Source organism: Phytobacter diazotrophicus, assembly GCF_052061655.1.
In the GTDB taxonomy this organism is placed as follows: Bacteria; Pseudomonadota; Gammaproteobacteria; order Enterobacterales; family Enterobacteriaceae; genus Phytobacter; species Phytobacter diazotrophicus.
The window spans coordinates 2,917,716-2,944,709 of sequence record NZ_CM125428.1 but is presented as its reverse complement, the minus strand read 5'-3'; the positions used below and the strand labels follow the sequence as shown (position 1 = coordinate 2,944,709).

Below are 26,994 nucleotides of genomic sequence, written 5' to 3'. Positions count from 1 at the left end.
GGAGAAAGGGATGAGAAGCGTTAAGGTTTATGATGAAACCTGGCCGTTACACACGCCATTTGTGATCGCACGGGGTGCGCGCAGCGAGGCTCGGGTAGTGGTTGTTGAACTGGAAGAAGACGGCGTGAAAGCCGTAGGTGAATGCACACCATACCCACGTTATGGCGAGAGCGAAGCTTCAGTGATTGCGCAGATTATGACGATCCTGCCGCAACTGGAAAATCGTTTGACCCGCGAAGAACTCCAGACATTGCTTCCTGCCGGTGCGGCGCGTAATGCCGTTGACTGTGCGCTTTGGGATCTGGAAGCCCGGCGACAGGGAATGACGCTTGGGCAGTATGTGGGAGTGACATTGCCCACCATAGTCACCACTGCGCAAACCGTGGTCATCGGTACGCCTGAGCAAATGGCCGCCAGTGCCTCGGCGCTTTGGGAGACGGGGGCAAAGTTGCTTAAGGTGAAGCTTGACGATCATTTGATCAGCGAAAGGCTGGTGGCAATACGTGCCGCTGCACCGGAAGCCACGTTGATCGTTGATGCCAATGAGGCCTGGCAAAGTGAAGGACTTGCTGCCCGTTGCCAGCTTCTGGCAGACCTTGGCGTGGCAATGCTCGAACAGCCCCTTCCGGCAGGCGATGATGCCGCGCTGGATAACTTTATTCATCCGTTGCCCATCTGTGCCGATGAAAGTTGCCACACGCAACGGGATCTCGCCGCGCTGGCGGGGCGTTATGAGATGGTTAATATCAAGCTCGATAAAACCGGCGGGTTGACAGAAGCGCTGGCGCTGGCCCGTGCGGCGCATGAGCAGGGTTTTGGCCTGATGCTGGGCTGCATGATCTGTACCTCACGCGCCATTGGCGCGGCACTACCTTTGGTGGGTGAGGTTCGCTTTGCCGATCTCGACGGCCCTACCTGGCTTGCGGTAGATGTCGAACCGTCGCTGCAATTCACCCCTGGTCAGCTTCATCTCTCCACATCATGACGCAGTAGCGCTGTCATCGCGCTGAGGTATTTCTCGCTGGCTTCATCGGCTGAAACTGGCGGGAATTCCAGTGTGATGCAGTGTAAATTCATATCCGCACACCAACTACCGAAAGAGCCGGGTGTTTCATAGCCGACACTGGTGACCAGCGGTAAGTTAAACGCCTGCGCCAGCCACTGACCAAAGGCGCTGTTGCGAGGATCTTCCACACACGCCAGCGGATCGTGAAACGACACCACCCAGGCGGGGCGGACCTGATGAATCAACTGGCACAATGCTTTAGTTTCTGGTTCGGAGCCGGGTGCATCACCTGTCGATAACACCACATCACGCGCTTCGGCGGCACTGTTCCAGCGGTAAACCGTCTCGCCGGGTTTCCAGTTTGCGGCAGGAAAGTTGCGATTCAAATCCACGCCGCTGGCATTCGCGCGCAGGCCAAGCTGGCAACCATCCGGATTGACGGCCAGCACAACATGGTGTCGACGAAGTTCTGGTTTCAATGTCCGCAAGGCGCAGGAAAGCGTCACAATAGAAGAATTTTCATCACCATGGGTTCCCGCAATGATAAGCCCACTGGCATGTGAAGCTTCGGTTGCCGGAAACCAAATGAGCGGGGCACCTAACAGAGAGTGTCCGTAATATTCGCTACCGGAAGGAAAGGCGCCCCGTTCCGGGCGTGGGCGTGAAGCAGGCATAGTCATCCTTATTCTGGTTGGCTTATTGCAAGTGTTGGGCATATTTCTCGCCTGGGCAAATTATTGCTGTATTCAGGCAGAAAGGAATAGCCGTCAACTTTCCATCGACGAAAATTTGCATTCGCTCTTTCTAAAACAAATAATTACCTCATCTTTCGTTTTGCTTCAAAACATAAAAAGGGGATCTCATGAAGCATCCTGTTTCGTTGCTCAGTTGTGCGCTTTTACTCTGTGGTTTTTCCTCATCGCCCTGGGCTGCGGATGTTCCGCAGGGCACGGTGCTGGCTCAGAAACAGGAGTTGGTTCGCCATATTAAAGACGAACCCGCATCGCTTGACCCGGCGAAGGCGGTAGGGCTGCCGGAGATTCAGGTCATTCGCGATCTGTACGAAGGCCTGGTCAATCAGAATGAGAAAGGCGACATCATCCCTGGCGTGGCCACCAAATGGCAGACCAGCGATAACCGCGTCTGGACATTCTCCCTGCGTAATGATGCGAAATGGTCCGACGGCACGCCGGTCACCGCACAAGATTTTGTTTATAGCTGGCAGCGCCTGGTCGATCCGAAAACAACATCGCCTTTTGCCTGGTTTGCGGCGCTTGCAGGAATCACCCATGCGCAGGAAATCGTTGATGGCAAGGTGACGCCGGATAAGCTTGGCGTGACGGCGGTTGATGCCCATACGTTGCGGGTACAACTCGACAAGCCGCTACCATGGTTTGCGAACCTGGCCGCTAATTTCGCGTTTTACCCGGTGCAGAAAGCGAATGTTGAAAGTGGCCCTGACTGGACGCGTCCAGGTAACCTGGTCGGCAATGGCGCTTATGTGCTGGAAAACCGGGTGGTGAATGAGAAAATTGAACTCAAACCGAATACCCATTACTGGGATAATAGTAAAACCGTCATTCAGAAAGTGACATTTGTACCGATCAATCAGGAAACGGCGGCGACAAATCGCTATCTTGCCGGAGGAATTGATATCACGGAGTCCTTCCCGAAAAACCAGTACCAGAAATTGCTCAAGGAGATTCCTGGTCAGGTTTACACCCCGCCGCAGCTCGGCACCTATTACTATGCCCTTAATACGCAAAAAGGGCCGACAGCCGATCCGCGCGTACGTCTGGCGCTGAGTATGACCGTTGACCGCCGCGTGATGGCGGAGAAAGTGCTGGGAACCGGGGAAAAACCGGCCTGGCGATTCACACCGGACGTCACCGCAGGCTTTAAACCACAGCCTTCGGCGCTGGAAAAGGTGAGCCAGGCGGAGCTCAATGCCCAGGCGAAAACCCTGCTCCAGGCCGCAGGGTATGGCCCGCAACGCCCGCTGGAATTGACGTTATTGTATAACACCTCCGAAACGCATCAGAAAATCGCGATTGCGCTGGCGTCGATGTGGAAAAAGAATCTGGGCATTGATGTCAAACTGCAAAACCAGGAGTGGAAAACGTATATTGATAGCCGAAATACTGGCAACTTTGATGTTATCCGCGCCTCATGGGTGGGGGATTACAATGAACCGTCTACCTTCCTGTCGCTGTTGACATCTACCCATAGCGGCAACATCGCGCGTTTTAACGATCCGGCATATGACAAGGTCATGAATCAGGCCGCACAAGAGACACAGGCCGAAGCCCGCAATGCGGATTACAATGCGGCCGAGAAGATCATCGCGGAAAAAGCACCTATCATTCCTATCTATCAATACACCAATGGTCGCCTGATTAAGCCATGGCTTAAAGGCTATCCCATCACTAACCCGGAAGATGTGGCGTATACACGTACAATGTATTTGATTAAGCACTGAGTTTTCTGACGGGTGTAACGTCTTTCGACATCTCCGCTGGCGCTGATGCAGCGCCAGCACCGCGTTTTCCCGTTTTCCCATAGGCCGATGTTGCCATCGAAGAAAGGAGGGTTGCCAGGTGGCTGGAGGCGGGAGAAGCGCCAGGAACTGTGTTAAATGGGCTGCGTCCTCGCAAAATTCATAAAAGTTAACTCATTTATCTCGCTATTCCCGGCGCATCATAACTCCCTGAATTTTATAGACTGCCTTGCACAAAAATAAGTGTAGAGACGAACGCGCATACGACTTTGGTCAAAAAATGGTCGAAATAATGTGTTATAGTGATTATGTTTTAACCACACATGAGGATTATATGCACACCGAACTAGACCCCACTCAGTTGGCAATTGAATATCTCCGTCGCGATAAGAGCGGATTGACGCCTGCGGAATACCTTAAGAAATTAAAACAACTCAGGCTGGAATTCGCGGATTTGCTGACGCTCTCGCATAGCGAGCTAAAAGAAGAGATCGATTTTGCCTGGCGGATGGGCATCCACTAAATAACACCCATCGTTGAAAAGCGCCCTCGCCAGGGCGCATTTTTTCTCTCGAATTCAGGCTGCCAGCACCTTATTACGCCCACTGTTTTTTGCGCGGTACAGCGCTTCATCAACACGCTTAAACAGATCATCCAGTGACTCTCCCGCCAGGTGGCGAGCCACGCCGATACTCACAGTGCAACCCGGAAGTTGGGGAATATTGATACTGGCGACGGCCTGGCGCAACTGTTCAGCGATGCTAACAGCGGTTTCCTCTGTCGTGTGCGGCAACAACAACAGAAACTCTTCGCCGCCCCAGCGGAAAACATAATCTCCGCGTCGGCAATGTTGCTCAAGCGTGCGGGAAAGTTGTATCAGGACTTCATCACCTTTCTGGTGCCCATACTGATCATTGATGCGTTTAAAGTGGTCGGTATCGACCAGCAACAGGCTGAAATCGAACGCGGTCGGCATAATCTGTTCAGTCAGATGGTAGAACTGTCGGCGATTGAGCAAACCGGTGAGTAAATCACGGTGTGCGGCATACTCCAGTTCCTGCTCGAGTCGTTTCTGCTCGGTAATATCGTGAATAATGCATAGCATCAGTCGGTCGTTATAGATTTCTACCGGGCCGGCATAGGTCTGCACATGGCGGGTTGAGCCATCAGCCAGCTTGTGCACAAAGTTGAGCGGCTTATGGCCGCCAGGCAGATGGGCGATTTCGGCCATCACTGGCAAAATACCGCGTCCGAGGGTATTGATCTCCCAGGTGTGCTTTTGGCACATCTCATCGTATGAGTAGCCGTAAAAACGCAGTGCAGCGAGATTGGCATCAACGATAAGACCATCTCTGGCAGGATCAATAAGCAGAATAGGTGCGGAGTTGGTATAGAAAAAACGGGCATAAAACCCCTGTTTACGAGGGCGGTATGTTGTTGAGCGGCTGGCTTTAAGTCTGGCGGATGTTCCCGATGATAATCCTTCAAAAAAAATCACCTCACCTATGCCACTGATTTCGCGCAGGGAGGCTTTACAACTTAAACTCACCTCTTCGCCATCAATGTAAACAGTCCATACTTCAATAATATTTTGCTCGCCCCTGAGACCCGGCAGGTACATCGCCAGGCTGTGCTGTGCATATGCCGAATATGTACCAGTTCGCAATTCCCGTACTGAACGCTCAGCGGTCAATTTCTTAGCCGCTGCGTTGGTGAAGAGCAGTTCTTCTGTATCGGGTGAAACTACCCAAACGGGAGTCGTCAACAGGTTTAGCGCATCCAGGCGATCTGTCAGCATGGGTTTATCCCCTTATCGTGCGCGTCGCTTTAGTCATTGTAACTTATCGAATAATAGCGTTTTCGGCACTTTTATTCTCAGGCTTGAGGAAAATCTATCGCAAAAAAATGGGAATTGATATGTATCGTTGCAATAAGCAAACTTTACTTTTGGTTGACTGAAATATTTGAGAGGAAAAAAGGAGTGTTTGCCGCATTGTGGGTTATTGCCGGGTGCCAGACTTCCCAACCATTTCGTCCATTTTGTTTAACGCGATACATCGCTGCATCTGCTTTAAATTTCAGATCCTGCACGGTGTCGCCGTGTTGGGGATAAAAACTGATACCCACACTTAATGACACGTTGATGACATGGCCCTGCTCGTAAAACGGAAAATGAATAGTATCTACCAACCTTTTTGCCAGCGTGGTGATTTCCTCATCAATACAATCAGGTACCAGCAAAATAAACTCGTCACCGCCAAGGCGTGCCAGTGTCATTTTTGCATTAACGCAGGTCGAAAGCCTTATAGCGACGGACTTTAATAATAAATCACCAACATGGTGTCCATACGCATCATTAACCTGCTTAAAACGGTCCAGATCCATAAATAATAAGGCGAATCGCTGCCGCTGGGCTGCCGCACTGGCGAGGCATGCATCCAGTAAGATATCGAATTGGATTCGATTTGCCAGGTTGGTCAGGGGGTCGAAATGGGCCTGCATCTCCAGTTGATGATTCAACTGACGCAGGCTCTCTGTGAGCCGCGAGGTGCGGATCTGGGAGTCAATGAGTGAAATAAACAGCATTATTCCCAGTACAATCAGCGTGGAGGTCGAGACCCAAATTGAAAGACCGGCTTCGCTCACGCTGGTATGTGTCGAGTAATAGGCAGTACTGCGAACAATAATTCCAGCGCTGTCTTTACCATTGCTAAACTCAACGGCGCTCATCGCCACATAATGCATGGCGCATATCGTGATACCGAGAACGAGACCAGCAAAAACCCGATAGATAAATGCGCCGTGATGGTTGACCTGGCGAACAAAGGCAAGCCATAGCGAAAAGCCAGAGGCAAAAAAAGCAATGGCGACTGAGAGGATAAGACGCGGAGCGTTCCAGTAGAGGGTGACGTAATCGGTGAGGGCGGCCATACCGAGAGCGTGCATTCCCACTATACCCACACACAATAAACAGGTCGCCAGTATAAGGCGTTTAAAGGGCAGTATCTCTTCACTGACAACAACGTTGATGGCCAGTGTTGCAGCAATTAAGGCAACAACGAAGGATGCAATGGTCAACACTAAGTCGTAATGCATGACGATAGGCATGCGCATTGCCAGCATGCCAACAAAATGCATCGACCATATTCCCATGCCTAGTGTCGCACCGCCACAGAGTCGCCAGAACAGCGCGCCACGAACGGTTGAAGAAAAAATTTTGCTGGCGCTATCCAGCGCCACGAATGAGGCAATGAACGCCACGACAAAAGAAATACCGATAAGTATGGGGTCCCACGATACATAAAGCATTATGCATTTCACGCCCGCTGAAAAGAAAAGAGTTAATTCTAATTTTTATTCTAGCAGCTAACCTGGTGAATTTATGTTGTTGGAAATATTTATTATTTATACTGCTATTTAAGCTGAATTAAAAGTAAATTATTATTATCGGCATTCATATCAGTAACTTTAGGATTATGAATCATTTTAGCACAGCTTAAATATGGTTTAAGCGGCGTAATGATTAAATTACTGAGATGTAAAGCTGCTTTTTGTATGGCGGGTGACTTCCTGATATGACGAATTATTTAGATATCTTAACTTTAAAATTTGCAGTGTCTCTGGGTTTTTGGATTTTAATGTCGCTCTTAAGTTAAATTTCAGTGAAGGTAAGCTAAACATGTCTTACGATCAATTTCGAGATGAAAAAGTGAATTTCGAATGCTATAAGAATATTACTCCTCGTGATGTATTTGTTGGTGCCCTATGCTTAAAAATATTAGTGTAAGAAGCTTTATATTATCGTTCCTGATTGTCTCATTTATAATCATGGACCTTTTAGTGATCGCCATCTCAAAAAATATGGCCTTATTAACAGCAATTAGCGTAGTGTGGGTAGCAACATTGGGTTTGCTTTGGCTGTATATGACGTATTATTTAGTTTCGCCAATTAATACGGTGAAGAAAAGTATCGAAGAGGTGACCGCTGGCAACCTGTCGATTACGATTCCCGAATTTGGCAACAATTGCGCCGGGCGCTTAATTCCGGGCATTAATAGCCTTTCTGCAAGTATCGCAACGCTGGTTAATGAAATTCGTCTCTCTTCACAGAACGCAATGGATCTCTCCGATCAACTGGCATCCCGAAGCGGCGAACTGTCGGTTAAAACTGAGGAGCAATCTGCGGCACTGGTGCAGACAGCGGCCAGTATGGAGCAGATAGCCAGTAGTACCCAAAATAATGCCGAAAACACGCGGCTTGCCAGTACACGGGCGAACGATGCCAGTGAGAGTGCGCGTAAAGGCGGCGACTTGATGGGGCAGGTGGCGAAAAATATGCAGTCCATTACTGACTGCGCGGGCCAAATGGCAGATATTATCTCCCTTATTGATGGCATTGCTTTTCAGACAAATATTCTCGCGCTGAACGCTGCTGTGGAAGCGGCAAGAGCGGGGGATCACGGTAAAGGTTTCTCTGTGGTAGCAGGAGAAGTCAGAGGCCTGGCGCACCGCAGCGCCGAAGCGGCCAAAAATATTAAGTCGCTGATTGCCGTTACCACGGATAACGTCACGCAAGGGGCGACAGTCGTCAACCAGGCCGAACAGAATATGCATGAAATTGTCTCCGGTGCGAGTGTGGTTAGCAAGTTAATGGGGGAGATAGCTGTATCGACCCTGGAACAGGAAAAAGGCATTTCGCAGATCACACTGGCGTTGTCTGAGCTGGAAAAAGTGACACAGAGTAATGTCACCATGGTTGAAGAACTGGCGGGTTCTTCTGACATTCTGAAAAACCGGGTTATCGAACTGCAAACACGTACGTCTAAATTCCGTCTGGCGGACAATCAGGTAACAGACACTGGTCCCGTTACGACACCCTCAAGCGCTCCTTCCAAAAATCGTAGAAATCGTCAGGCAAGTCCTGCAATCGGTAACCAGGAAAATTACTGGCATTCGTTCTAATTCTCAGGTCATCCTGCCTCTGGCCCGCTCATGCGGGCTTTTTTTTAATATTTGTAACGAATTCAGCATGATGGTTGCTTAACGGGCGCAGAGAGCTAGACTGACAACAGCACTTATGTTGATTGGGAGGCGCTGTGGAAGCGATCAAAGGAACGGATGTTGATATTCCGGATGCGGTTTTCGCCTGGCGTCTGGATGGAAAGGGCGGAGTCAAACCGCTGGAACCAGATGATGTGATTGATGCACAGCATCCTTGCTGGCTGCACCTGAATTATACCAATCAGGAGAGCGCGCAATGGCTCGCATCAACGCCGCAGTTACCTAATAGCGTGCGTAACGCGCTGGCCGGTGAAAGCCTGCGTCCACGTGTCAGTCGCGTAGGGGAAGGTACGCTTATCACGCTGCGCTGCATTAACGGCAGCACAGACGAACGCCCGGACCAGTTGGTGGCCGTGCGTGTTTATATGGATGAACGGATGATTATCTCAACGCGTCAGCGTAAGGTGCTGGCGCTGGATGATGTCGTAAACGACCTTGAGGAAGGGACCGGGCCGACGGATTGCGGCGGCTGGCTGGTGGATGTTTGTGACGCATTGACCGACCATGCCAGCGAGTTTATTGAAGAACTACACGATAAGATTATCGACCTTGAAGATAATTTGCTTGATCAGGAGATTCCCCCCAGAGGTTTCCTCGCATTACTGCGTAAACAGTTGATCGTGATGCGTCGCTATATGGCGCCACAGCGAGATGTTTTCGCTCGTCTGGCCAGTGAGCGGCTGCCGTGGATGACCGACGATCAGCGTCGTCGTATGCAAGATATTGCAGACCGACTGGGGCGGGGACTTGATGAAATTGATGCCTGCATCGCGCGCACGGCGGTGATGACGGATGAAATCACGCAGGTGATGCAGGAGTCGTTAGCACGCAGAACTTACACCATGTCGTTGATGGCAATGGTCTTCCTGCCCAGCACCTTTTTGACCGGGCTATTCGGTGTCAATTTAGGCGGAATACCCGGCGGTGGCTGGCGATTTGGCTTCGCACTTTTCTGCATTATGTTGGTCATCCTGATAGGGGGTGTTACCTGGTGGTTGCATCGTAGTAAATGGCTGTAAAATTTCACTTTTTTAACAAAAATTGAACATAAAAACGCCGTTTACTTTGAGCGATATCAATAAATGCTCTACGCAACCAGTGCAATATTGCACTCGCAGGTGAATGCAACGTCAAGCGATGGGCGTTGCGCTCCATATTGTCTTACTTCCTTTTTTGAATTACTGCATAGCACAATTGATTCGTACGACGCCGACTTAAAAGAGTCGGCTTTTTTTTGCCTCTCAGTTTGTCCGGTCTACCCTTAAAGGATGGCAACGCGAAAGAAGGAGGCGAAAATGCGTACATTAACCCCACTGCAGATGAGCGACCCACTTCCGACAGATCCGGTTCCAGTGCCTGACCCTATACCAAAACCGCAGCCCATTCCCGACCCGCCGTTCGACCCGGACCCTCGGCCGATTGTCGATCCACCGCCGCACAGATAGAAAAAAGCCCTCTGTGAAAGAGGGCTGGTGGCTTACTTGATTTCAAGTATATCGAGGCGACTGGCAGCGAAATCGCCGTCGTCTTCGTCAGGCTGCCAGCCTGCTGGCCGTAAAGGGATCTCTTCGCGGTCAAAGGCGAGGTCGCCACCGTCCACCACCGCAGAACCGTGATGAATAGATTTGAAATCAAACAGGGTGGTATCGCTCAAATGCGAAGGCACCACGTTTTGCATCGCACTGAACATCGTCTCAATACGCCCAGGATAACGTTTATCCCAGTCGCGCAGCATATCGGCAATAACCTGACGTTGCAGGTTCGGCTGTGAACCGCACAGGTTGCAGGGAATGATAGGGAATGCTTTTGCTTCGGCAAAACGCTCGATATCTTTTTCGCGGCAGTAAGCGAGCGGGCGAATCACGATATGTTTGCCATCATCGCTCATCAGCTTAGGCGGCATGCCTTTCATTTTGCCGCCATAGAACATGTTCAGGAACAGTGTTTGCAAAATGTCGTCACGGTGATGGCCCAGCGCGATCTTAGTGGCTCCCAGCTCAGTGGCCGTACGGTACAAAATGCCGCGACGCAGGCGTGAGCAGAGCGAGCAGGTGGTTTTCCCTTCCGGAATTTTCTCTTTTACGATCCCGTAGGTGTTCTCTTCCACGATCTTATATTCGACACCCTGCTGGTCCAGGTACGCTGGCAGAATGTGCTCCGGAAAGCCCGGTTGTTTCTGATCGAGGTTGACCGCCACAAGGCTGAAATTGATCGGCGCGCTTTGTTGCAGATTGCGCAGAATTTCCAGCATCGTATAGCTGTCTTTACCGCCGGAGAGACAGACCATAATGCGGTCGCCTTCTTCAATCATATTGAAGTCGGCAATCGCCTCGCCCACATTACGGCGCAGACGTTTTTGCAGCTTGTTCAGATTGTATTGTTCTTTTTTGGTAATTTCTTGATTTTGCGACATGAAAAAAAGCTCAATTCAGGTGTTCAACGTCAATCAGGCATGCCTGACCAACAGATATGGGCGCTAAAGCGAGATTGTAGCAATGCTTGACGGCGAATACAGGATTTTTATCGCGGAGACGATGGCAGGAATGATTGCCGCTATTAGCCCGGCGTAGCGTAGCCACCAATAATAAACCAACTGAGAAATGCGACAGCGACGATAAATACGATGATGGGGAAAGCAATACCCAGTCTCATAACTGTTCTCTAATGCCAGAGGTGAAAAAGCAGAAGAGCACATTACCCAAACCGGATCGGCTCTGCAAATGTTATAACGCGAAAAACGACTATTGCTTAACGGCTCCCATCAGAATGGCCGTTGTTAGCTCAAATTAAGTCGTTCAGCGGTAAGAGGAAAGGGCATTGCCGTTACGTTGAGGGAACATAACGGCGGACAAAATCAGGTATTCAGGATCTGCGGTTAGTAAGCACCAGGCTGAATTTCTTCCATTGGTTTTCGCGTTGACGCTGCAGGCTCCAGTGAATCTGCATCGTGCGGCGAGTTCTGCTTAATTTCATTCAATCGTTCTCAATGGCTAAGGAGTCGACAGACCGATGTTCAGGTCTGAACATGAGTATGGCGCACTTATTTGACAGTTTTATATCAGCGGCGTCTGTTACGGCATGATTTTCAGACAATGCGTGAATTTTTTATGCGTATTGTGAGGTTTTACCTGTCTTTCAGGCCACTTTCTTTTCCGGAAATTTGCCTTTCACTACGCCATCGTAATAGCGGCCTTTCGATACAACCGTCAGAAAGACTGTGAAAATTCTTTCCGGCACGCCGTGGTACTGCCAGGTGCTTTTATCGTGAAAACGGACTTCCAGCGTGTTTGTGCGTTCATCATAGCCAATGGACGCAATACGGGAGGATTTTACGGGATGGTGTCGCATGCTGGGTGTCCTTTACAACTCGGCGCGGGGAAGGTTTATCATCCACCAGATGCGCCGTCTGTTGCAAGACGCACAGAAATAAAAAGCCTGCAAATATGCAGGCTTTTTGTTCAACTTATCTTGTTATTCCGTCGAGCTTTTTTCCGATTTTCCTGCCATTTGGGCGAGGAAGTCATAGCGTTTTTGCAGATCGGCGGCGGCATCTTTCCAGAGCTGTTCTGCCACTTCCGGCTGCTGGGCGTTAAGCCGCCTGAAGCGTTGCTCGTTGAGCAGCGTTTCGGCCAGCGCATCAGACGGTGGGCGGGAATCGAGCGCCAGAGGCAATTTACCTTCATCCGCACGGCGCGGGTCGAAGCGATACAGTGGCCAGAAGCCGGTTGCCGTAAGTTGACGCATCTGATCATGACTCAACGCCAGATCATAGCCATGCTCCTCACAGGGACTATAGGCAATGATCAACGACGGTCCAGGGTAGGCTTCCGCCTCCTGAATCGCTTTTACCGTCTGGTTGAGCTGCGCGCCAAGTGAAATCTGCGCGACATAAACATGGCCGTACATCATCATGCTGACGCCAAGATCCTTACGTGCCTTACGCTTGCCATGTTCACCAAACTTGGTGACCGCACCAAGCGGCGTGGCTTTGGATGCCTGACCGCCGGTGTTGGAATAACATTGCGTATCGAGCACCAGGATATTGACGTTCTCGGTGAGGCTGAGCACATGATCAAGTCCGCCAAAGCCAATGTCATAGGCCCAGCCGTCGCCGCCAATCAGCCAGATCGATTTCTCGACCAGCGCATCAGCATCGGTTAACAACTCTTTGGCTTCCTCGACACCGGCCAGTGCCTGACGTAGCGAGGCAACCTGTTTACGACGCACTTCCGGTGTCGCATCGGCATGTAGCGCATCGTTGAGTTCGCCAGGAATATGCGCGGCGAACTGTTCCAGCAGGCGCATCACGCGTTTGCGGTGCTGATCGACCGTCATGCGGAAGCCCAGACCAAACTCGGCGTTATCCTCAAACAGGGAGTTCGCCCATGCCGGGCCACGTCCTGCCGCATCGGTGGTATACGGCGTGGACGGTAAGTTCCCGCCATAAATCGATGAACACCCGGTGGCGTTAGCTATCAGCATGCGATCGCCATACAGTTGGGTTAACAGCTTGATGTACGGCGTTTCGCCGCAGCCTGAACAGGCGCCGGAGTATTCAAACAGCGGGCTGATAAGCTGCGAGGTGCGAATATCGATACGTTCCAGTTTGCTGCGGTCAATTTCCGGCAGATTGAGAAAGTAGTCGAAATTCACTTTCTCTTCTTCAACGTGCTCCAGACGCGACATCATATTGATGGCTTTGATTTCCGGGTTCTGACGATCTTTGGCCGGGCAGACTTCCACGCACAGGTTACACCCGGTGCAGTCCTCTGGCGCCACCTGCAACACGTACTTCTGTCCACGCATATCACGGGATTTCACATCCAGTGAATGCAGACTTGCCGGAGCCTGTTCCATCGCTTCGGGTGAAACCACTTTGGCGCGAATGGCTGAATGTGGGCAGGCCGCAACGCAGTGGTTACATTGTGTACAGAGATCCTCTTTCCAGACTGGGATCTCTTCGGCGATGTTGCGTTTCTCCCAGCGAGTGGTGCCCATCGGCCATGTGCCGTCTGGCGGCAGCGCAGAGACGGGCAGGGCATCACCCAGGCCTGACAGCATGGCGGCCGTAACGGTTTTCACAAAATCGGGGGCGGCATCGGAGACTACGGGTGGGCGAGGCGCGCTGGCCGGATTCACCTGTTGTAGCGGAACCTCGAACAGCGATTCGCGCGCCATTGCCAGTGCCTGCCAGTTGCGTTCAACCAGTTCCTGACCTTTGTTGCTGTAGCTTTTGGCAATGGCCCCTTGCAACTCCGCCAGCGCGCTGTCGCCTGGCAGGATGCGGGTCAGATGGAAGAAGGCCATCTGCATTACCGTGTTGATACGTGCGGCCAGGCCACATTCGCGGGCAATTTTCGCGGCGTTAATGACGTAGAAATGGGCTTGCTTCTGGTTCAGCACGGCCTGAACTTCCTGCGGCAGTCGATCCCAAACTTCGTCGGCACTGTACGGGGTGTTGAGCAGGAAAATGCCGCCAGGTTTCAGGCGCTCCGCCATCTGATATTTATCAATAAACTGCAATTGATGGCAGCCAACGAAATCCGCCTGCGAGACCAGATAGGCTGAGCGAATCGGGTGCTCACTGACGCGCAGGTGCGAAACTGTCAGGCCGCCCGCTTTTTTGGAGTCGTAAACAAAATACCCCTGCGCATACCACGGCGTTGAATTACCAATAATCTTGATGTTGTTCTTGGTGGCCGAAACACTCCCGTCACTGCCAAGCCCATAAAACAGGGCTTCCAGTCGGGATTTTGATGGCAACGTGTTTTCCGGCAATGGCAGCGACAGGTTTGTCACGTCATCATAAATGCCGACGGTAAAACGCGGTTTAGGTTTGCTGGCGCGCAGTTCATTGAAGACGGCCAGAACGCAATCCGGACCAAACTCTTTGGATGATAATCCGTAGCGTCCACCGATAACCCGGGGCAGGGTTTCGCGTTCACCGCCATTAAAGGCTTCTGCGAGCGCGGTCATCACGTCCAGATAGAGAGGTTCTGCCAGCGCACCTGGCTCTTTTGTGCGATCGAGTACGGCTATAGTTTTTGCCGATTCCGGTAAGACGGCAAGCAGATGCTGCGCGCTGAACGGACGGAACAGGCGCACTTTCAGTACACCGACTTTCTCACCGCGGGTGAGCAGTTCGTCGACGACTTCTTCACAAGTACCAATTGCCGAACCCATCAGGATAATGACGCGCTCAGCCTGAGGATGACCGTAATACTCAAACGGCTTGTACTGGCGTCCGGTGGCGGCGGCAAACGTTTCCATAGCCTGCTCAACGTGGTCATAGACGGCGTTGTACCAGGGGTTAGTCGCTTCACGTGACTGGAAATAGGTATCCGGGTTGGCGGAGGTACCGCGAATGACCGGATGTTCAGGATTGAGCGCACGGGAACGGTGGGCATCAATCTCGTCCTGTGGCATCAGGGCGCGGATCGTATCGTCAGAGAGCGGTACAATTTTGTTAATTTCGTGCGAGGTACGAAAGCCATCAAAGAAATGAATAAACGGCACACGGCTTTTTAGCGTCGCGATATGCGAGATCAGCGCAAAGTCCTGCGCCTCCTGCACACTCCCCGCACAGAGCATCGCGCAGCCAGTCTGACGGACAGCCATCACATCGGAATGATCGCCGAATATAGAGAGCGCATGGGTAGCAACCGTGCGGGCCGCCACGTGCAACACGAACGGCGTGAGCTGACCGGCGAGTTTATACAGCGTCGGGATCATCAGTAACAGACCCTGCGACGAGGTAAAGGAGGTAGAAAGCGCGCCCGTTTGTAAGGCACCGTGTACCGCAGCAATGGCCCCGGCTTCGGATTGCATCTCCACAACGCGTGGCGTATCACCCCAAACGTTATTTAGCCCATTCCCGGCCCAGGCATCTGCCTGCTCAGCCATGGTTGAACTTGGGGTAATAGGATAGATGGCGATAACTTCACTGGTGCGAAACGCCACCGAAGCGACCGCGCCATTACCGTCAATAGTGATCATATAGAAACTCTCATTGCTTAAATGTCAGTTTTAAAGCGGCTTTATGCTTGCATTGCGACTCTGTGGTGCCCCAGCAGGGCTGTTACAAGCATTTTTTTAAATAGGTTTATCAAATTCGTTCTGGTGGATGTTCGCTTCGCTTTCAGGGTTATGACTCGCAGTTCGTTCTCTTTCCATACCTGCCGCCGCCCCTCATCATGCTTTCAGTCAGTATAGACAGCCAGGAACCAAAGGTTTTTGATCTCATGGGCTTTAGCGAAAGTTATAAACCTGAGAAATGTATTGTATTCCGTCGTTCAGGCGCTGGTCGTAACCTGTTGAGCATGTTGCGCTATGTCCACTCCCGGAAAATAGCGCAATTTTGTGATCGCCATTTTCCCTTGAGTAGCACTAATTCGTTTTGCGAGGACGGCATGCGAATGCCTGTAACGGGCCGCAGGAAAAAAAATTTTTTTCAGGACTTGAAAAACCGTTTTTGGCACTTATTTTTATCAGCGGACAAGCCACGCTTGCCTTTAACTTGAACTTTTGAATCCAACATTCAGGAGGTTAATTTATGGCACTCAGAACCTTGTCAGCACTTCCGGGCTTTTCTGATTCTGTCTTTGCTGACCGATTCAACCGTATCGACAAACTTTTTAGTCAGTTAACCGGGGATTCGCCTGTCTCGGCGTTGCCTGCCTATGATCTGAAAAAAGTCGATGAAAATAACTACCTTCTAAACGTAAGCGTTCCAGGCTGGAAAGAAGACGAGCTGGAAATCGAAACCGTAGGCGGCACGCTCCATATCTCTGGTAAACGTGCGGTTAATGACTCTCAGGATGAACAAGGGTGGATTTACAGAGGCATACGCCGTTCTGATTTTCGGTTAAGTTTCTCGCTGCCAGAGCATGCTAAGGTCAGCAATGCGAAACTGGAAAGCGGGCTTTTAGAGGTGAATATCTACCAGGATATTCCTGAACATGAAAAACCCAGGAAAATTGCCATTGAGAACAGTCAAAAAGTGATTGAGCATCACGCCGGATAATTTCCGTTAATAGTTTGCCTGTCGTGGGCCCGCTCTGGCGGGCCTTTTTTGTACACGCAATCTGCCTTTTATCAGGGGATCCGCAGTGGCCTGTTGGCACGCAATGTCTTTTCTGCCTATGCAGTTGCTCACAGCTTCCTGGATACGTTTAAACATCGCATACAGCTTTTTACTTTTGCTCCCGCAATATAGCCGCTGCAAGTTATCAACTTACAGGGTCATTGATGATGGGTAAGACGTTAAGAACGGCGTGGTTTTTACTGATTTTATCATTGGGCTCGGCGGCAGCTTACACAGAACAGCCTCCGGTTCTTCTGCAAGGGCATAATAATATTGTCCGGCATTCCTCAGGAGAGGGTGATCTTGCCGAAAATCCGGATGAACATGTCCGGGAATCGATGGAGCAGTTCTTCCGGAAGGCACAACGCTGAAAAGGTGTGCGAGTAAACGTCTTTGCGAACCTGTCCATCTGACAGGTTTTTTTATTTCCAGCCTGCACAATGGCGCACGATTGTCTCGTTATACATCAATTTTGACTGCGTCTTATCTCTAAATCCGTTTCAGGCATAACGTCAATGACTGTCTTGCGATGTGCTATTTTGCGTTTGCGCAAAAAAATAGCATCAAAATGTTTCCAGAGCGCATAAAGGTGCGGTTTCGGTCTCGACGTAACGGGTTGTGCTGCCTATGATGCTTAGGTTTTGCTAAATCATTGGGGGATGAGAAATGCGTTCAGCGTTTTGGGTAGGGTGTGCTGTTTTATTACTCTCTGCATGCAGCAGTGAACCCGTTCAGCAGGCAACGGCCGCGCATGTGGCGCCGGGGTTACGTGCGTCAATGTCCAGCAGCGGTGAGGCGAATTGCGCAATGGTCGGCGGGTCATTGTCTGTCGCACGCCAACTGGATGGATCTGCAATCGGGATGTGTGCACTCCCTAACGGCAAACGTTGTAGCGAACAGTCGCTTGCCGCCGGAAGTTGTGGCGCTTACTGAGCCTGATCGGCCTGGGTATAAATTAACGTTTGGTCGGCAGTTGTCAGCGTAAGCTGCCCATCGGTTAAATCGACCTGGGCACCTTCACTGAGCATTTTACCGATGATATTGTCCAGTGCGTTGCGCTGGGCATCAGCACACATCATGCGCGTCATTGCCATCTTTTTCACTGACAGCGTGCCTTCGGACAATTTCCCCTGACCCGTAAAGCGATTGCACATACTGCCAGAGACAACCATTTTATTGTCAAATTGGATGTCTGCCGGATGCTCGCCTTTCTCGACGGTTTGTCCGTTGACTGTTTCGAGCACAAAGCGGTGCTGTGCAAGCTGTGTCTCGTTGACTGAATTTTTACTCACACCATGGCTTACACAGCCGGATAGCAGCACGCCAAAGGCTAACAGGGTAATGATCCTTTTCATCTGGTCCTCAAAGAAAATCAACATAACGGCAGGATAGTAACAGACTGCGGTAATCTGGTGTTGGCAGGAATTGTCTTAAAGGGTTCCCTTCGAAGGAAGGGAACCGCAGTGATTATACCAGTGCGTTTGGGCAGGTTTCGCCGTTCTCAAGCTGGCGCAGATTATTCAGTGTGGTTTCAGAAATGCTAATCAGCGCTTCTGCCGTCAAAAATGCCTGATGCCCGGTAAAGAGCACGTTATGGCAGGCCGACAGGCGACGGAAAATGTCGTCCTGAATCACGTCATTAGATTTGTCTTCAAAGAAGAGATCGCGTTCGTTCTCGTACACATCCATCCCAAGCGAACCGATTTTCTGGTTTTTCAGCGCTTCAATCGCTGCCTGCGAATCAATCAGACCGCCACGACTGGTGTTAACGATCATGACGCCATCCTTCATTTGATCGAAGGCCGCCTGGTTAAGCAGGTGATAGTTTTCCGGCGTCAGCGGGCAGTGCAGGGAGATAACATCGGACTCGGAAAAGAGCGTCGTAAGGTCGACATATTCTACGCCTAACTCAAGTGCGGCAGCGCTCGGGTACGGATCAAACGCCAGCAGTCGCATGCCAAAACCTTTCAGGATCCGCAGCGCGGCAACGCCAATTTTCCCGGTACCGATAACCCCCGCCGTTTTACCGTACATGGTAAAGCCCGTCAGCCCTTCGAGTGAGAAGTTGGCGTCGCGGGTACGCTGATACGCGCGGTGAATACGACGGTTCAGTGCCATCATCATACCGATAGCGTGTTCTGCCACGGCTTCCGGGGAATATGCCGGCACTCGTACCACGTGGAGTCCCAGCTCTTTTGCCGCATCCAGATCGACGTTATTGAAGCCGGCACAACGCAGTGCGATGAATTTTACACCATGCTTTTTCAGCTCTTCCAGAACCGGGCGACTGCCGTCATCGTTAACGAAAATACAGACGCCTTCGCAGCCATTAGCCGTTTTTGCCGTTTTTTCTGTGAGTAGAAAGTCAAAAAATTCAATCTCGTAGCCGAACTGCTCGTTTACGTGCTGCAAATACTTTTTATCGTATTGCTTTGTGCTGTATACCGCGAGTTTCATAAGACTTTCTCCATTAGGTTTGTCACCACATTAACATGGTTAAAATAATTGTGTAAATACTAAAAAATAATTGATAAACAGAGACATATAAAACAGTTTAAAACATCTACGCTTAAAAGGGGCAGCGACTTCACCTGTCAGGCTAAACATGCCACAATAATGGCCAGAATCGGCTTAATTATACGCAAAATCAGGATATTAACTGCCCATGAAGGGTAAATACAAAGCCGCAATCGCATTGCTACTGCTGTTTATTCTGCTGCCGTTGACGCTGCTGCTGACGCTCGCGTATTGGGTGCCGACGCTTGCAGGTATCTGGCTGCCCGCAGGCACACGTATTGTCTTCGAAGAAAGCCCACGTTTTACCCGTCACTCGCTGCAAATCCCTGACCTGCATTACTTGATTGAGGATTGTCCTGTGGCGCTGGTCAAAAATGCGCAACTGACACACCCGAGCCGCTGGAAGCTGGATATAGGGTCGCTGGACATCAACACCACCTGTTTAGCGAAACTTCCCGAGACAGAACCGTCGCCAGGTGCGCCGACAACGCTGGCCGAATGGCAATCCATGTTGCCGAAAACATGGGTTGACATTGACCGTTTCACCGTCTCGCCCTGGCAAGAGTGGGAAGGAAAAATCTCGCTGGCGTTATCCAAAGAGAATCAGGATCTCCACTATGACGGCGACCAGGTCTCCTTTAAGGCTCGTCTGCGCGGACAGATGCTCACCCTGACACAAATGCAGTTACGTCTGATCGAGGGCGAACCGCCTGTCACGCTGGGCGGCGAATTTATCCTGCCAAATGTACCGAACGGCATACCGGTTAATGGTCATGCCCAGACCACGCTCACGCTGCCTACGGAACCGTCGCTGGTCGATGCCGATCTGGAGTGGCGTAATAATGAAGGGCAACTCATTATTACCGCACGCGACAATCCGGAACCTATTTTGGATCTGCCCTGGCAGGCGACACGTGAACGGTTAACCATTAGCGATGGCCGCTGGAACTGGCCTTATCAGGGGTTCCCACTAAGCGGACGCGTCGGATTACGTATTGATGGCTGGCAGGAGGGTTTGCAAAAAGCAGAAATCAGCGGTCGTCTGAACGTTCTGACGCAGGGCGATGCCGGAAAAGGGAATGCGGTACTCACCATAGGGCCGGGGCGTCTCAATATGGTGAACAGCGATATGCCACTGCAACTGACGGGTGAAGCTAAACAGGGAGAGATGATCTTCTACGCCGTGCTGCCTGCGCATCTGACGGGCGGGCTTAGCGACCCGACACTGGCATTTACGCCCGGCGCGCTGTTGCGCTCAAGCGGACGCGTGATCGACGCACTCAATATTGATGATATTCGCTGGCCACTGGCGGGCGTCAAAGTTACCCAGAAGGGCGTGGACGGGCGCTTGCAGGCCATTTTGCGTGCCCATGAAAATGCGATGGGGGATTTTGTTTTACACCTTGACGGCCAGGCGCGTGATTTTCTACCAGACGATGGTTTGTGGCAATGGCGTTACTGGGGGACGGGTAACTTTACCCCAATGAGCGCCCGCTGGGATGTCAACGGACGCGGCGAATGGCGTGATAAAACCATTTTGCTCAGCGATCTATCTACCGGTTTCGACCAGTTGCAGTACGGCACGATGCATGTAAGCTCGCCACGTCTGGTATTGAATGAGCCGGTGCGTTGGTTGCGCGATGAGGATCACCCCTTTTTTAGTGGCGCGTTAACCCTGGATGCCGGAAAGACTACCTTCACTGGCGGGAGCGTGCTGCCACCTTCAACGTTAACGTTTAGCGTAGAAGGGAGCGAACCCACCATCTTCCAGTTCAAAGGCGATTTACGCGCTGAAAAAATTGGCCCGGTACGGGTAAACGGGCGCTGGGACGGTGAGCGCCTGCGCGGCCAGGCCTGGTGGCCGCGCCAGTCGCTGACGGTGTTCCAGCCGTTGGTGCCGCCAGACTGGAAGATGAATTTATTGGACGGTTCTTTGTATGCCCAGGTGGCCTTTTCTGCCGCCGCCGGGCAGGGTTTTGAGGCGGGTGGGCACGGGGTGTTGCGTGGCGGCAGCGCCTGGATGCCGGATAACCAACTTTCCGGTGTCGATTTTGTTCTACCTTTCCGTTACCGCGAAGGTAACTGGCAACTGGGTACACGCAGGCCGGTTTCGTTGCGTATTGGCGAATTGGTGAATCAGGTGACGGCACGCAATATTGCCGCCGATTTACAGGGCAGTTATCCCTGGAGTGAAGAAAATCCCTTACAGTTGAGTAACGTCAGTATTGATGTACTGGGCGGCAAGGTCACGATGAGTCAGTTACGTTTACCGCAACACGATCCGGCTCTGCTCCGCTTGCGCAATATCTCATCAAGCGAGTTAATCAGCGCCATTAACCCTAAACAGTTTGCGATGTCCGGTCCTTTTGACGGCGCGCTACCGTTATGGCTCGATAACAACGGCACATGGATTATCAAAGACGGCTGGCTGCATAACCCCGGCCCCATGACTTTGCGCGTGGATAAAGACACGGCAGACGCGCTGGTGAAAGACAACATAGCAGCCGGTGCGGCTATCAACTGGCTGCGCTATATGGAGATTTCACGCTCCTGGACGACGCTCAATTTGGACCGTCAGGGCGTGCTAAAAATGAAGGCGGCCATTAAAGGCACCAGTTTTGTGGAAGGAAAAAGTAATACGGTGAACCTGAACTATACCCACGAAGAGAATGTCTTTGCGTTGTGGCGCAGTTTGCGCTTCGGCGACAATCTTCAGTCGCTGCTAAAACAAAAGGCAAAGCTGCCTGCGGTTCCCTGTGCGAACGGAAAAGAGTGTGAGGATAAACAATGAAAACCCTGCCAGTGATAATGATGACGATGATGCTGGCTGGCTGTACGCCGAGGATTGAGGTGGCTGCGCCGAAAGAGCCGATCACCATCAATATGAATGTGAAGATCGAGCACGACATCAATATTAAAGCGGATAAGGAAGTGGAAACATTGCTGGAGAAACAGAACCCTCCTGCGAGCGCAGGAGGGTAATAACACTTAGGCTGCGACCAGGCTGTCGATCGCCGCTTTTGCGTCGGTCTGCGCTTTGGTGGCAACTTCCGGACCGTAAGCAATACCTTCTGCAAACACGAAGTTCACGTCGGTAATACCGATAAAGCCCAGGAACAGTTTCAGGTACGGTGCAACCAGATCGCTTGGGGTATCTTTGTGAATACCGCCGCGGCTGGAAACAACAACAACGCGTTTACCGGTTACCAGACCTTCCGGGCCTTTCTCGGTATAACGGAAGGTGACGCCAGCACGAGCCACCAGGTCAAAATAGTTTTTCAACTGTGTCGGGATATTGAAGTTGTACATCGGGGCATTAATGACGATCACATCATGCGCTTGCAGTTCAGCAATCAGTTCGTCAGAAAGGGCCAGCGCTTCCTGCTGGCGCGGTGTCAGCGGGGCGTCGGAAGGACGCAGCGCGCCAACCAGTTCGCCATCCAGTACCGGAATAGGGTTTGCAGCCAGGTCGCGAACGGTGATCTCATCAGCGGCGTGTTTTGCTTTCCACTGATCAACGAAATAGTCAGCCAACTGACCAGACTGAGAGTACCCTGCCAGAATACTGGATTTAAGAACTAATACTTTGCTCATGGGTGTATCCTTGTTATTTGATATGGGGGCGCGTGCCCCGTTACTGAATGACACTCTATTCACAAAATTGCTGCATGAATAGCGCAATATATCGAATCCTCTATTCAAATTTCTTGAACAAGAAATGATTTATTACGATGTGGTATCCTACAAGTATTAAGCCAAAGAGATTTTTCCCGTCAGTGCGCTGACCGATAACACTATGACAGAACAAAAGAAATTGACCTTATCCGATCTTCATCAGCAATTAGACTCGCTGATGCTACGCGATCGGTTGCGTTTTGCCCGCCGCCTGCAGGGGGCAAAGAAAGTTAAAAATCCTGAAGCACAGCAGGGCATTTTTCAGGCGATGGCTCAGGAGATGAACGAAGCCGCAGGGAAGGTTATGCTGCGTGAAGCCTCACGTCCCGCCATTACCTATCCCGATAACCTGCCAGTAAGTCAGAAGAAACAGGCGATCCTTGAGGCTGTACGTGACAATCAGGTCGTGATCGTTGCAGGTGAAACCGGCTCCGGGAAAACCACCCAGTTACCAAAAATTTGTATGGAACTGGGGCGTGGGGTGAAAGGGCTGATTGGTCATACCCAGCCGCGCCGCCTGGCGGCACGCACCGTCGCAAACCGCATTGCCGAAGAGCTACAAACCGAGCCGGGCGCTTGTATCGGCTATAAAGTCCGTTTTAGCGATCATGTCAGCGACAACACCCTGGTGAAGTTGATGACTGACGGCATCCTGCTGGCAGAAATCCAGCAGGATCGCCTGTTGATGCAGTACGACACCATTATTATCGATGAAGCGCACGAGCGCAGCCTGAACATTGATTTCCTGCTCGGCTACCTGAAAGAGCTGCTACCCCGGCGTCCGGACCTGAAAATTATCATTACATCGGCGACCATCGATCCGGAACGTTTCTCGCGCCACTTTAATAATGCGCCGATCATTGAGGTATCCGGTCGTACTTATCCGGTGGAAGTGCGCTACCGGCCTATTGTTGAAGAAGCGGACGATACCGAGCGCGATCAGCTACAGGCCATTTTCGATGCAGTGGATGAACTAAGCCAGGAAGCGCCGGGCGATATCCTGATTTTTATGAGCGGTGAGCGTGAAATCCGCGATACCGCCGATGCGCTGAACAAGCGCGATCTGCGTCATACGGAAGTGTTGCCACTCTACGCGCGGCTGTCTAACAGTGAGCAGAACCGCGTTTTCCAGTCACACAGCGGGCGACGCATTGTACTGGCGACTAACGTTGCGGAAACGTCGCTGACGGTGCCGGGCATTAAATATGTGATTGACCCCGGTACTGCGCGTATCAGCCGCTACAGTTACCGTACCAAAGTACAACGCCTGCCGATTGAGCCGGTTTCCCAGGCTTCTGCTAACCAGCGTAAAGGGCGCTGCGGGCGTGTTTCCGAAGGGATCTGTATTCGTCTCTATTCAGAGGACGATTTCCTCTCCCGTCCGGAATTTACCGACCCGGAAATCCTGCGTACCAACCTGGCGTCCGTTATTCTGCAAATGACCGCGCTGGGGCTGGGCGATATTGCCGCGTTTCCTTTTGTTGAAGCGCCGGATAAACGCAATATTCAGGATGGTGTGCGTCTACTGGAAGAGCTCGGTGCTATCACCACTGACGAACAGGCCACTGCTTACAAGTTAACCCCGATGGGGCGTCAACTCAGTCAGTTGCCGGTAGACCCGCGTCTGGCTCGCATGGTGTTGGAAGCGCAAAAACACGGCTGTGTACGCGAGGCGATGATCATCACCTCGGCGTTGTCTATTCAGGATCCGCGTGAACGTCCGATGGACAAGCAGCAGGCGTCCGATGAAAAGCACCGCCGCTTCCACGATAAAGAGTCTGATTTCCTTGCGTTCGTGAATCTGTGGAACTACCTTGGCGAGCAACAGAAAGCCCTCTCGTCAAATCAGTTCCGCCGCCAGTGCAAGCTGGACTACCTCAACTACCTGCGCGTGCGCGAGTGGCAGGATATCTATACCCAACTGCGCCAGGTGGTGAAAGAGTTGGGGATCCCGGTGAACAGTGAACCGGCAGAGTACCGCGAAATCCATATCGCATTGCTGACCGGGCTACTGTCGCATATCGGGATGAAAGATGCCGATAAACAGGAGTTCACTGGTGCCCGCAATGCGCGTTTCTCTATTTTCCCTGGTTCCGGTTTATTCAAAAAGCCGCCGAAATGGGCCATTGTGGCTGAACTGGTGGAGACCAGCCGCCTGTGGGGGCGCATCGCGGCGCGTATCGATCCGGAATGGGTAGAGCCTGTCGCCCAGCATCTGATCAAGCGTTCTTACAGTGAACCGCACTGGGAACGTTCGCAGGGTGCGGTGATGGCAACGGAGAAGGTGACGGTTTACGGTTTGCCGATCGTGGCTGCCCGTAGCGTGAACTACAGCCAGATTGATCCGGCCCTGTGCCGCGAGTTGTTCATTCGCCACGCGCTGGTGGAAGGCGACTGGCAGACGCGCCATGCGTTTTTCCGCGACAACCTCAAACTACGCGCCGAAATCGAAGAGCTTGAACATAAATCCCGTCGCCGCGACATTCTGGTCGATGACGATACGCTGTTTGAGTTCTATGACCAGCGCATCAGCCATGATGTGATTTCTGCCCGCCACTTTGATAGCTGGTGGAAGAAGGCGAGCCGTGAAACCCCGGATCTGCTCAACTTTGAAAAGAGTATGCTGATCAAAGAAGGGGCGGAGAAGGTCAGCAAGCTGGACTACCCGAACTTCTGGCATCAGGGCAACCTGAAACTGCGTCTTACCTATCAGTTTGAACCGGGTGCGGATGCCGACGGCGTGACGGTGCATATTCCGCTGCCGTTGCTCAATCAGGTTGAAGAAAGCGGCTTTGAATGGCAAATACCGGGGCTGCGTCGTGAGCTGGTCATTGCCCTGATTAAATCGTTACCCAAACCGGTACGACGCAACTTTGTGCCGGCGCCAAACTATGCGGAGGCGTTTTTAGGCCGCGTAACGCCGCTTGAACTGCCGCTGTTAGATGCGCTGGAGCGTGAGCTTCGGCGTATGACGGGGCACACGATTGATCGCGATGACTGGCACTGGGATCAGGTTCCCGATCATCTGAAAATCACCTTCAGGGTGGTAGATGAGAAGAACAAGAAACTGTCAGAAGGGCCGTCATTAAGTGCACTGAAAGCGTCGCTGAAAGGAAAAGTGCAGGAGACTCTGTCTGCGGTGGCAGACGACGGTATCGAACAAAGTGGGCTGCATATCTGGAGCTTCGGCCAGCTTCCGGAAAGTTACGAGCAGAAACGCGGCAACTATAAGGTGAAGGCCTGGCCCGCGCTGGTGGATGAGCGCGACAGCGTAGCCATCAAGCTGTTTGATAATCCGCTTGATCAGCAACAGGCTATGTGGAGCGGCTTACGCCGTCTGCTGTTGTTGAATATTCCTTCGCCCATCAAATATTTACATGAGAAGTTGCCGAACAAAGCCAAGCTCGGGCTGTACTTTAACCCGTATGGCAAAGTGCTGGATCTGATTGATGATTGTATCTCCTGCGGCGTTGATAAGTTGATTGACGAGGCGGGGGGGCCAGTCTGGACGGAAGAGGGCTTTACGGCGCTGCATGAGAAAGTCCGTGCTGACTTGAATGAAACGGTGGTTGAGATAGCCAAACAGGTCGAGCAGATCCTCACGGCGGTGTTCAATATTAACAAGCGTCTGAAAGGGCGTGTGGATATGACCATGGCGCTGGGGTTGTCGGATATTAAGGCGCAAATGAGCGGGCTGGTCTACCGTGGTTTTGTCACTGGCAATGGTTTCCGCCGTCTGGGTGATACGCTGCGCTATCTGCACGCCATTGAGAAGCGTCTGGAGAAGCTGGCGGTTGATCCGCACCGCGACCGGGCACAAATGCTGAAAGTCGAGCAGGTTCAGCAGGCGTGGCAGCAATGGCTGAACAAGCTACCGCCAGCGCGTCGTGAAGATGAAGAGGTCAAAGCGGTTCGCTGGATGATTGAAGAGCTTCGCGTCAGTTATTTTGCGCAGCAACTCGGCACACCGTATCCGGTTTCCGATAAGCGCGTGTTGCAGGCGATGGAGCAGGTGAGCGCGTAGTTTTTTCTTGCATCCCGAATGCGGCGCAGATTTTCTCCCTCTCCTGTGAGAGAGGGATCCCCACAAAAAATGCGAGCACTAATGGTCCCCTCTCACTGAGGGAGAGGGCCTGGGAGAGGGCATCAGGCCGC

The 26,994-nt window shown here is 51.8% G+C and carries 22 protein-coding genes; 12 read left to right on the top strand and 10 right to left on the bottom strand.

The features are described 5' to 3' along the window. The first annotated feature begins 10 nt into the window (after positions 1 to 10). A complete protein-coding gene (gene ycjG / locus ACS0RQ_RS14360; RefSeq protein WP_271851159.1) occupies positions 11 to 985 on the top strand; it encodes an L-Ala-D/L-Glu epimerase in 975 nt (324 codons plus the stop codon). Here ycjG and mpaA read toward each other — a convergent pair. Then, positions 967 to 1,680, bottom strand: coding sequence for a murein tripeptide amidase MpaA (gene mpaA, locus ACS0RQ_RS14355; RefSeq protein WP_039076961.1), 714 nt, complete (start codon positions 1,678 to 1,680; stop codon positions 967 to 969). The genes ycjG and mpaA overlap by 19 nt on opposite strands. 188 nt (positions 1,681 to 1,868) lie before the next feature. Here mpaA and ACS0RQ_RS14350 point away from each other — a divergent pair, with 188 nt between their 5' ends. Together ACS0RQ_RS14350 and ACS0RQ_RS14345 are read left to right on the top strand one after the other, a co-directional pair. Then, the gene (locus tag ACS0RQ_RS14350) at positions 1,869 to 3,485 is read left to right on the top strand and encodes a peptide ABC transporter substrate-binding protein (RefSeq protein ID WP_271851158.1); all 1,617 of its coding nucleotides are present in this window, start codon (positions 1,869 to 1,871) and stop codon (positions 3,483 to 3,485) included. A 352-nt stretch (positions 3,486 to 3,837) separates the two neighbouring features. Further along, a complete protein-coding gene (locus tag ACS0RQ_RS14345; protein ID WP_039076991.1) occupies positions 3,838 to 4,026 on the top strand; it encodes a YdiH family protein in 189 nt (62 codons plus the stop codon). Positions 4,027 to 4,080: 54 nt separating this feature from the next. Here the strand turns inward: ACS0RQ_RS14345 and ACS0RQ_RS14340 are convergent, their stop codons facing one another. Both ACS0RQ_RS14340 and ACS0RQ_RS14335 read right to left on the bottom strand, forming a co-directional pair. Next, positions 4,081 to 5,301, bottom strand: coding sequence for a sensor domain-containing diguanylate cyclase (locus ACS0RQ_RS14340; RefSeq protein WP_334633203.1), 1,221 nt, complete (start codon positions 5,299 to 5,301; stop codon positions 4,081 to 4,083). A gap of 143 nt (positions 5,302 to 5,444) precedes the next feature. Further along, positions 5,445 to 6,812: an MHYT domain-containing protein gene (locus tag ACS0RQ_RS14335; RefSeq protein ID WP_334633205.1), complete on the bottom strand. Its 1,368-nt coding sequence runs from the start codon at positions 6,810 to 6,812 to the stop codon at positions 5,445 to 5,447. Positions 6,813 to 7,268: 456 nt separating this feature from the next. Between ACS0RQ_RS14335 and ACS0RQ_RS14330 the strand changes: the two genes are divergently transcribed. The 3 genes from ACS0RQ_RS14330 (at position 7,269) to ynaL (ending at position 10,009) form a co-directional block, all read left to right on the top strand. Further along, positions 7,269 to 8,465 (top strand): methyl-accepting chemotaxis protein, encoded by a 1,197-nt coding sequence (locus ACS0RQ_RS14330; RefSeq protein WP_271850364.1) that lies wholly within the window; start codon positions 7,269 to 7,271, stop codon positions 8,463 to 8,465. 134 nt (positions 8,466 to 8,599) lie between these two features. Next, positions 8,600 to 9,583 carry a zinc transporter ZntB gene (zntB, locus tag ACS0RQ_RS14325; RefSeq protein ID WP_271850365.1) on the top strand — a complete coding sequence of 328 codons (984 nt, stop codon included), beginning with the start codon at positions 8,600 to 8,602 and terminating at the stop codon, positions 9,581 to 9,583. A 276-nt stretch (positions 9,584 to 9,859) separates the two neighbouring features. Further along, the gene (ynaL, locus tag ACS0RQ_RS14320; RefSeq protein ID WP_271850366.1) at positions 9,860 to 10,009 is read left to right on the top strand and encodes a proline-rich small protein YnaL; all 150 of its coding nucleotides are present in this window, start codon (positions 9,860 to 9,862) and stop codon (positions 10,007 to 10,009) included. A gap of 32 nt (positions 10,010 to 10,041) precedes the next feature. Here the strand turns inward: ynaL and ttcA are convergent, their stop codons facing one another. The 4 genes from ttcA to nifJ all read right to left on the bottom strand — a co-directional run bounded on the left by ttcA (position 10,042) and on the right by nifJ (position 15,560). Next, positions 10,042 to 10,977 carry a tRNA 2-thiocytidine(32) synthetase TtcA gene (gene ttcA / locus ACS0RQ_RS14315; protein ID WP_039076966.1) on the bottom strand — a complete coding sequence of 312 codons (936 nt, stop codon included), beginning with the start codon at positions 10,975 to 10,977 and terminating at the stop codon, positions 10,042 to 10,044. Positions 10,978 to 11,120: 143 nt separating this feature from the next. Further along, complete coding sequence (locus ACS0RQ_RS14310; RefSeq protein ID WP_139153700.1) at positions 11,121 to 11,216, bottom strand: YoaK family small membrane protein; 96 nt, start codon at positions 11,214 to 11,216, stop codon at positions 11,121 to 11,123. 483 nt (positions 11,217 to 11,699) lie between these two features. Then, positions 11,700 to 11,912, bottom strand: coding sequence for a KTSC domain-containing protein (locus ACS0RQ_RS14305; RefSeq protein WP_193796080.1), 213 nt, complete (start codon positions 11,910 to 11,912; stop codon positions 11,700 to 11,702). 123 nt (positions 11,913 to 12,035) lie between these two features. Further along, on the bottom strand, positions 12,036 to 15,560 hold the full coding sequence (gene nifJ, locus ACS0RQ_RS14300) for a pyruvate:ferredoxin (flavodoxin) oxidoreductase (protein WP_334633209.1): 3,525 nt from the start codon (positions 15,558 to 15,560) through the stop codon (positions 12,036 to 12,038). Positions 15,561 to 16,116: 556 nt separating this feature from the next. On the opposite strand from nifJ, the gene ACS0RQ_RS14295 reads away from it, so the two are divergent. The 3 genes from ACS0RQ_RS14295 to ACS0RQ_RS14285 all read left to right on the top strand — a co-directional run bounded on the left by ACS0RQ_RS14295 (position 16,117) and on the right by ACS0RQ_RS14285 (position 17,580). Beyond that, positions 16,117 to 16,587, top strand: a complete 471-nt coding sequence (locus ACS0RQ_RS14295) for an Hsp20 family protein (protein ID WP_039076969.1) — start codon at positions 16,117 to 16,119, stop codon at positions 16,585 to 16,587. A gap of 224 nt (positions 16,588 to 16,811) precedes the next feature. Continuing rightward, positions 16,812 to 17,018 carry a hypothetical protein gene (locus ACS0RQ_RS14290; protein ID WP_039076970.1) on the top strand — a complete coding sequence of 69 codons (207 nt, stop codon included), beginning with the start codon at positions 16,812 to 16,814 and terminating at the stop codon, positions 17,016 to 17,018. A gap of 295 nt (positions 17,019 to 17,313) precedes the next feature. Continuing rightward, on the top strand, positions 17,314 to 17,580 hold the full coding sequence (locus ACS0RQ_RS14285) for a putative hemolysin (protein WP_072039689.1): 267 nt from the start codon (positions 17,314 to 17,316) through the stop codon (positions 17,578 to 17,580). On the opposite strand, the gene hslJ is transcribed toward ACS0RQ_RS14285, so the two are convergent. Both hslJ and ACS0RQ_RS14275 read right to left on the bottom strand, forming a co-directional pair. Further along, a complete protein-coding gene (gene hslJ / locus ACS0RQ_RS14280; RefSeq protein WP_271850368.1) occupies positions 17,574 to 18,002 on the bottom strand; it encodes a heat shock protein HslJ in 429 nt (142 codons plus the stop codon). The two genes, ACS0RQ_RS14285 and hslJ, sit on opposite strands and share 7 nt — an antisense overlap. Before the next feature lie 112 nt (positions 18,003 to 18,114). Then, positions 18,115 to 19,104 (bottom strand): 2-hydroxyacid dehydrogenase, encoded by a 990-nt coding sequence (locus ACS0RQ_RS14275; protein ID WP_271850369.1) that lies wholly within the window; start codon positions 19,102 to 19,104, stop codon positions 18,115 to 18,117. A 208-nt stretch (positions 19,105 to 19,312) separates the two neighbouring features. Here ACS0RQ_RS14275 and ACS0RQ_RS14270 point away from each other — a divergent pair, with 208 nt between their 5' ends. Both ACS0RQ_RS14270 and ACS0RQ_RS14265 read left to right on the top strand, forming a co-directional pair. After that, entirely contained in the window at positions 19,313 to 21,955 is a 2,643-nt protein-coding gene (locus ACS0RQ_RS14270) for a YdbH family protein (RefSeq protein WP_271850370.1), read from the top strand. Next, a complete protein-coding gene (locus tag ACS0RQ_RS14265; protein ID WP_271850371.1) occupies positions 21,952 to 22,146 on the top strand; it encodes a YnbE family lipoprotein in 195 nt (64 codons plus the stop codon). Before ACS0RQ_RS14270 ends, ACS0RQ_RS14265 begins: the two co-directional genes overlap by 4 nt. Positions 22,147 to 22,152: 6 nt before the next feature. Here ACS0RQ_RS14265 and azoR read toward each other — a convergent pair whose 3' ends face one another. Beyond that, positions 22,153 to 22,758, bottom strand: a complete 606-nt coding sequence (azoR, locus tag ACS0RQ_RS14260) for an FMN-dependent NADH-azoreductase (protein WP_039076975.1) — start codon at positions 22,756 to 22,758, stop codon at positions 22,153 to 22,155. Positions 22,759 to 22,960: 202 nt separating this feature from the next. Between azoR and hrpA the strand changes: the two genes are divergently transcribed. Continuing rightward, the gene (hrpA, locus tag ACS0RQ_RS14255; protein ID WP_169039308.1) at positions 22,961 to 26,863 is read left to right on the top strand and encodes an ATP-dependent RNA helicase HrpA; all 3,903 of its coding nucleotides are present in this window, start codon (positions 22,961 to 22,963) and stop codon (positions 26,861 to 26,863) included. Positions 26,864 to 26,994: the final 131 nt, after the last annotated feature.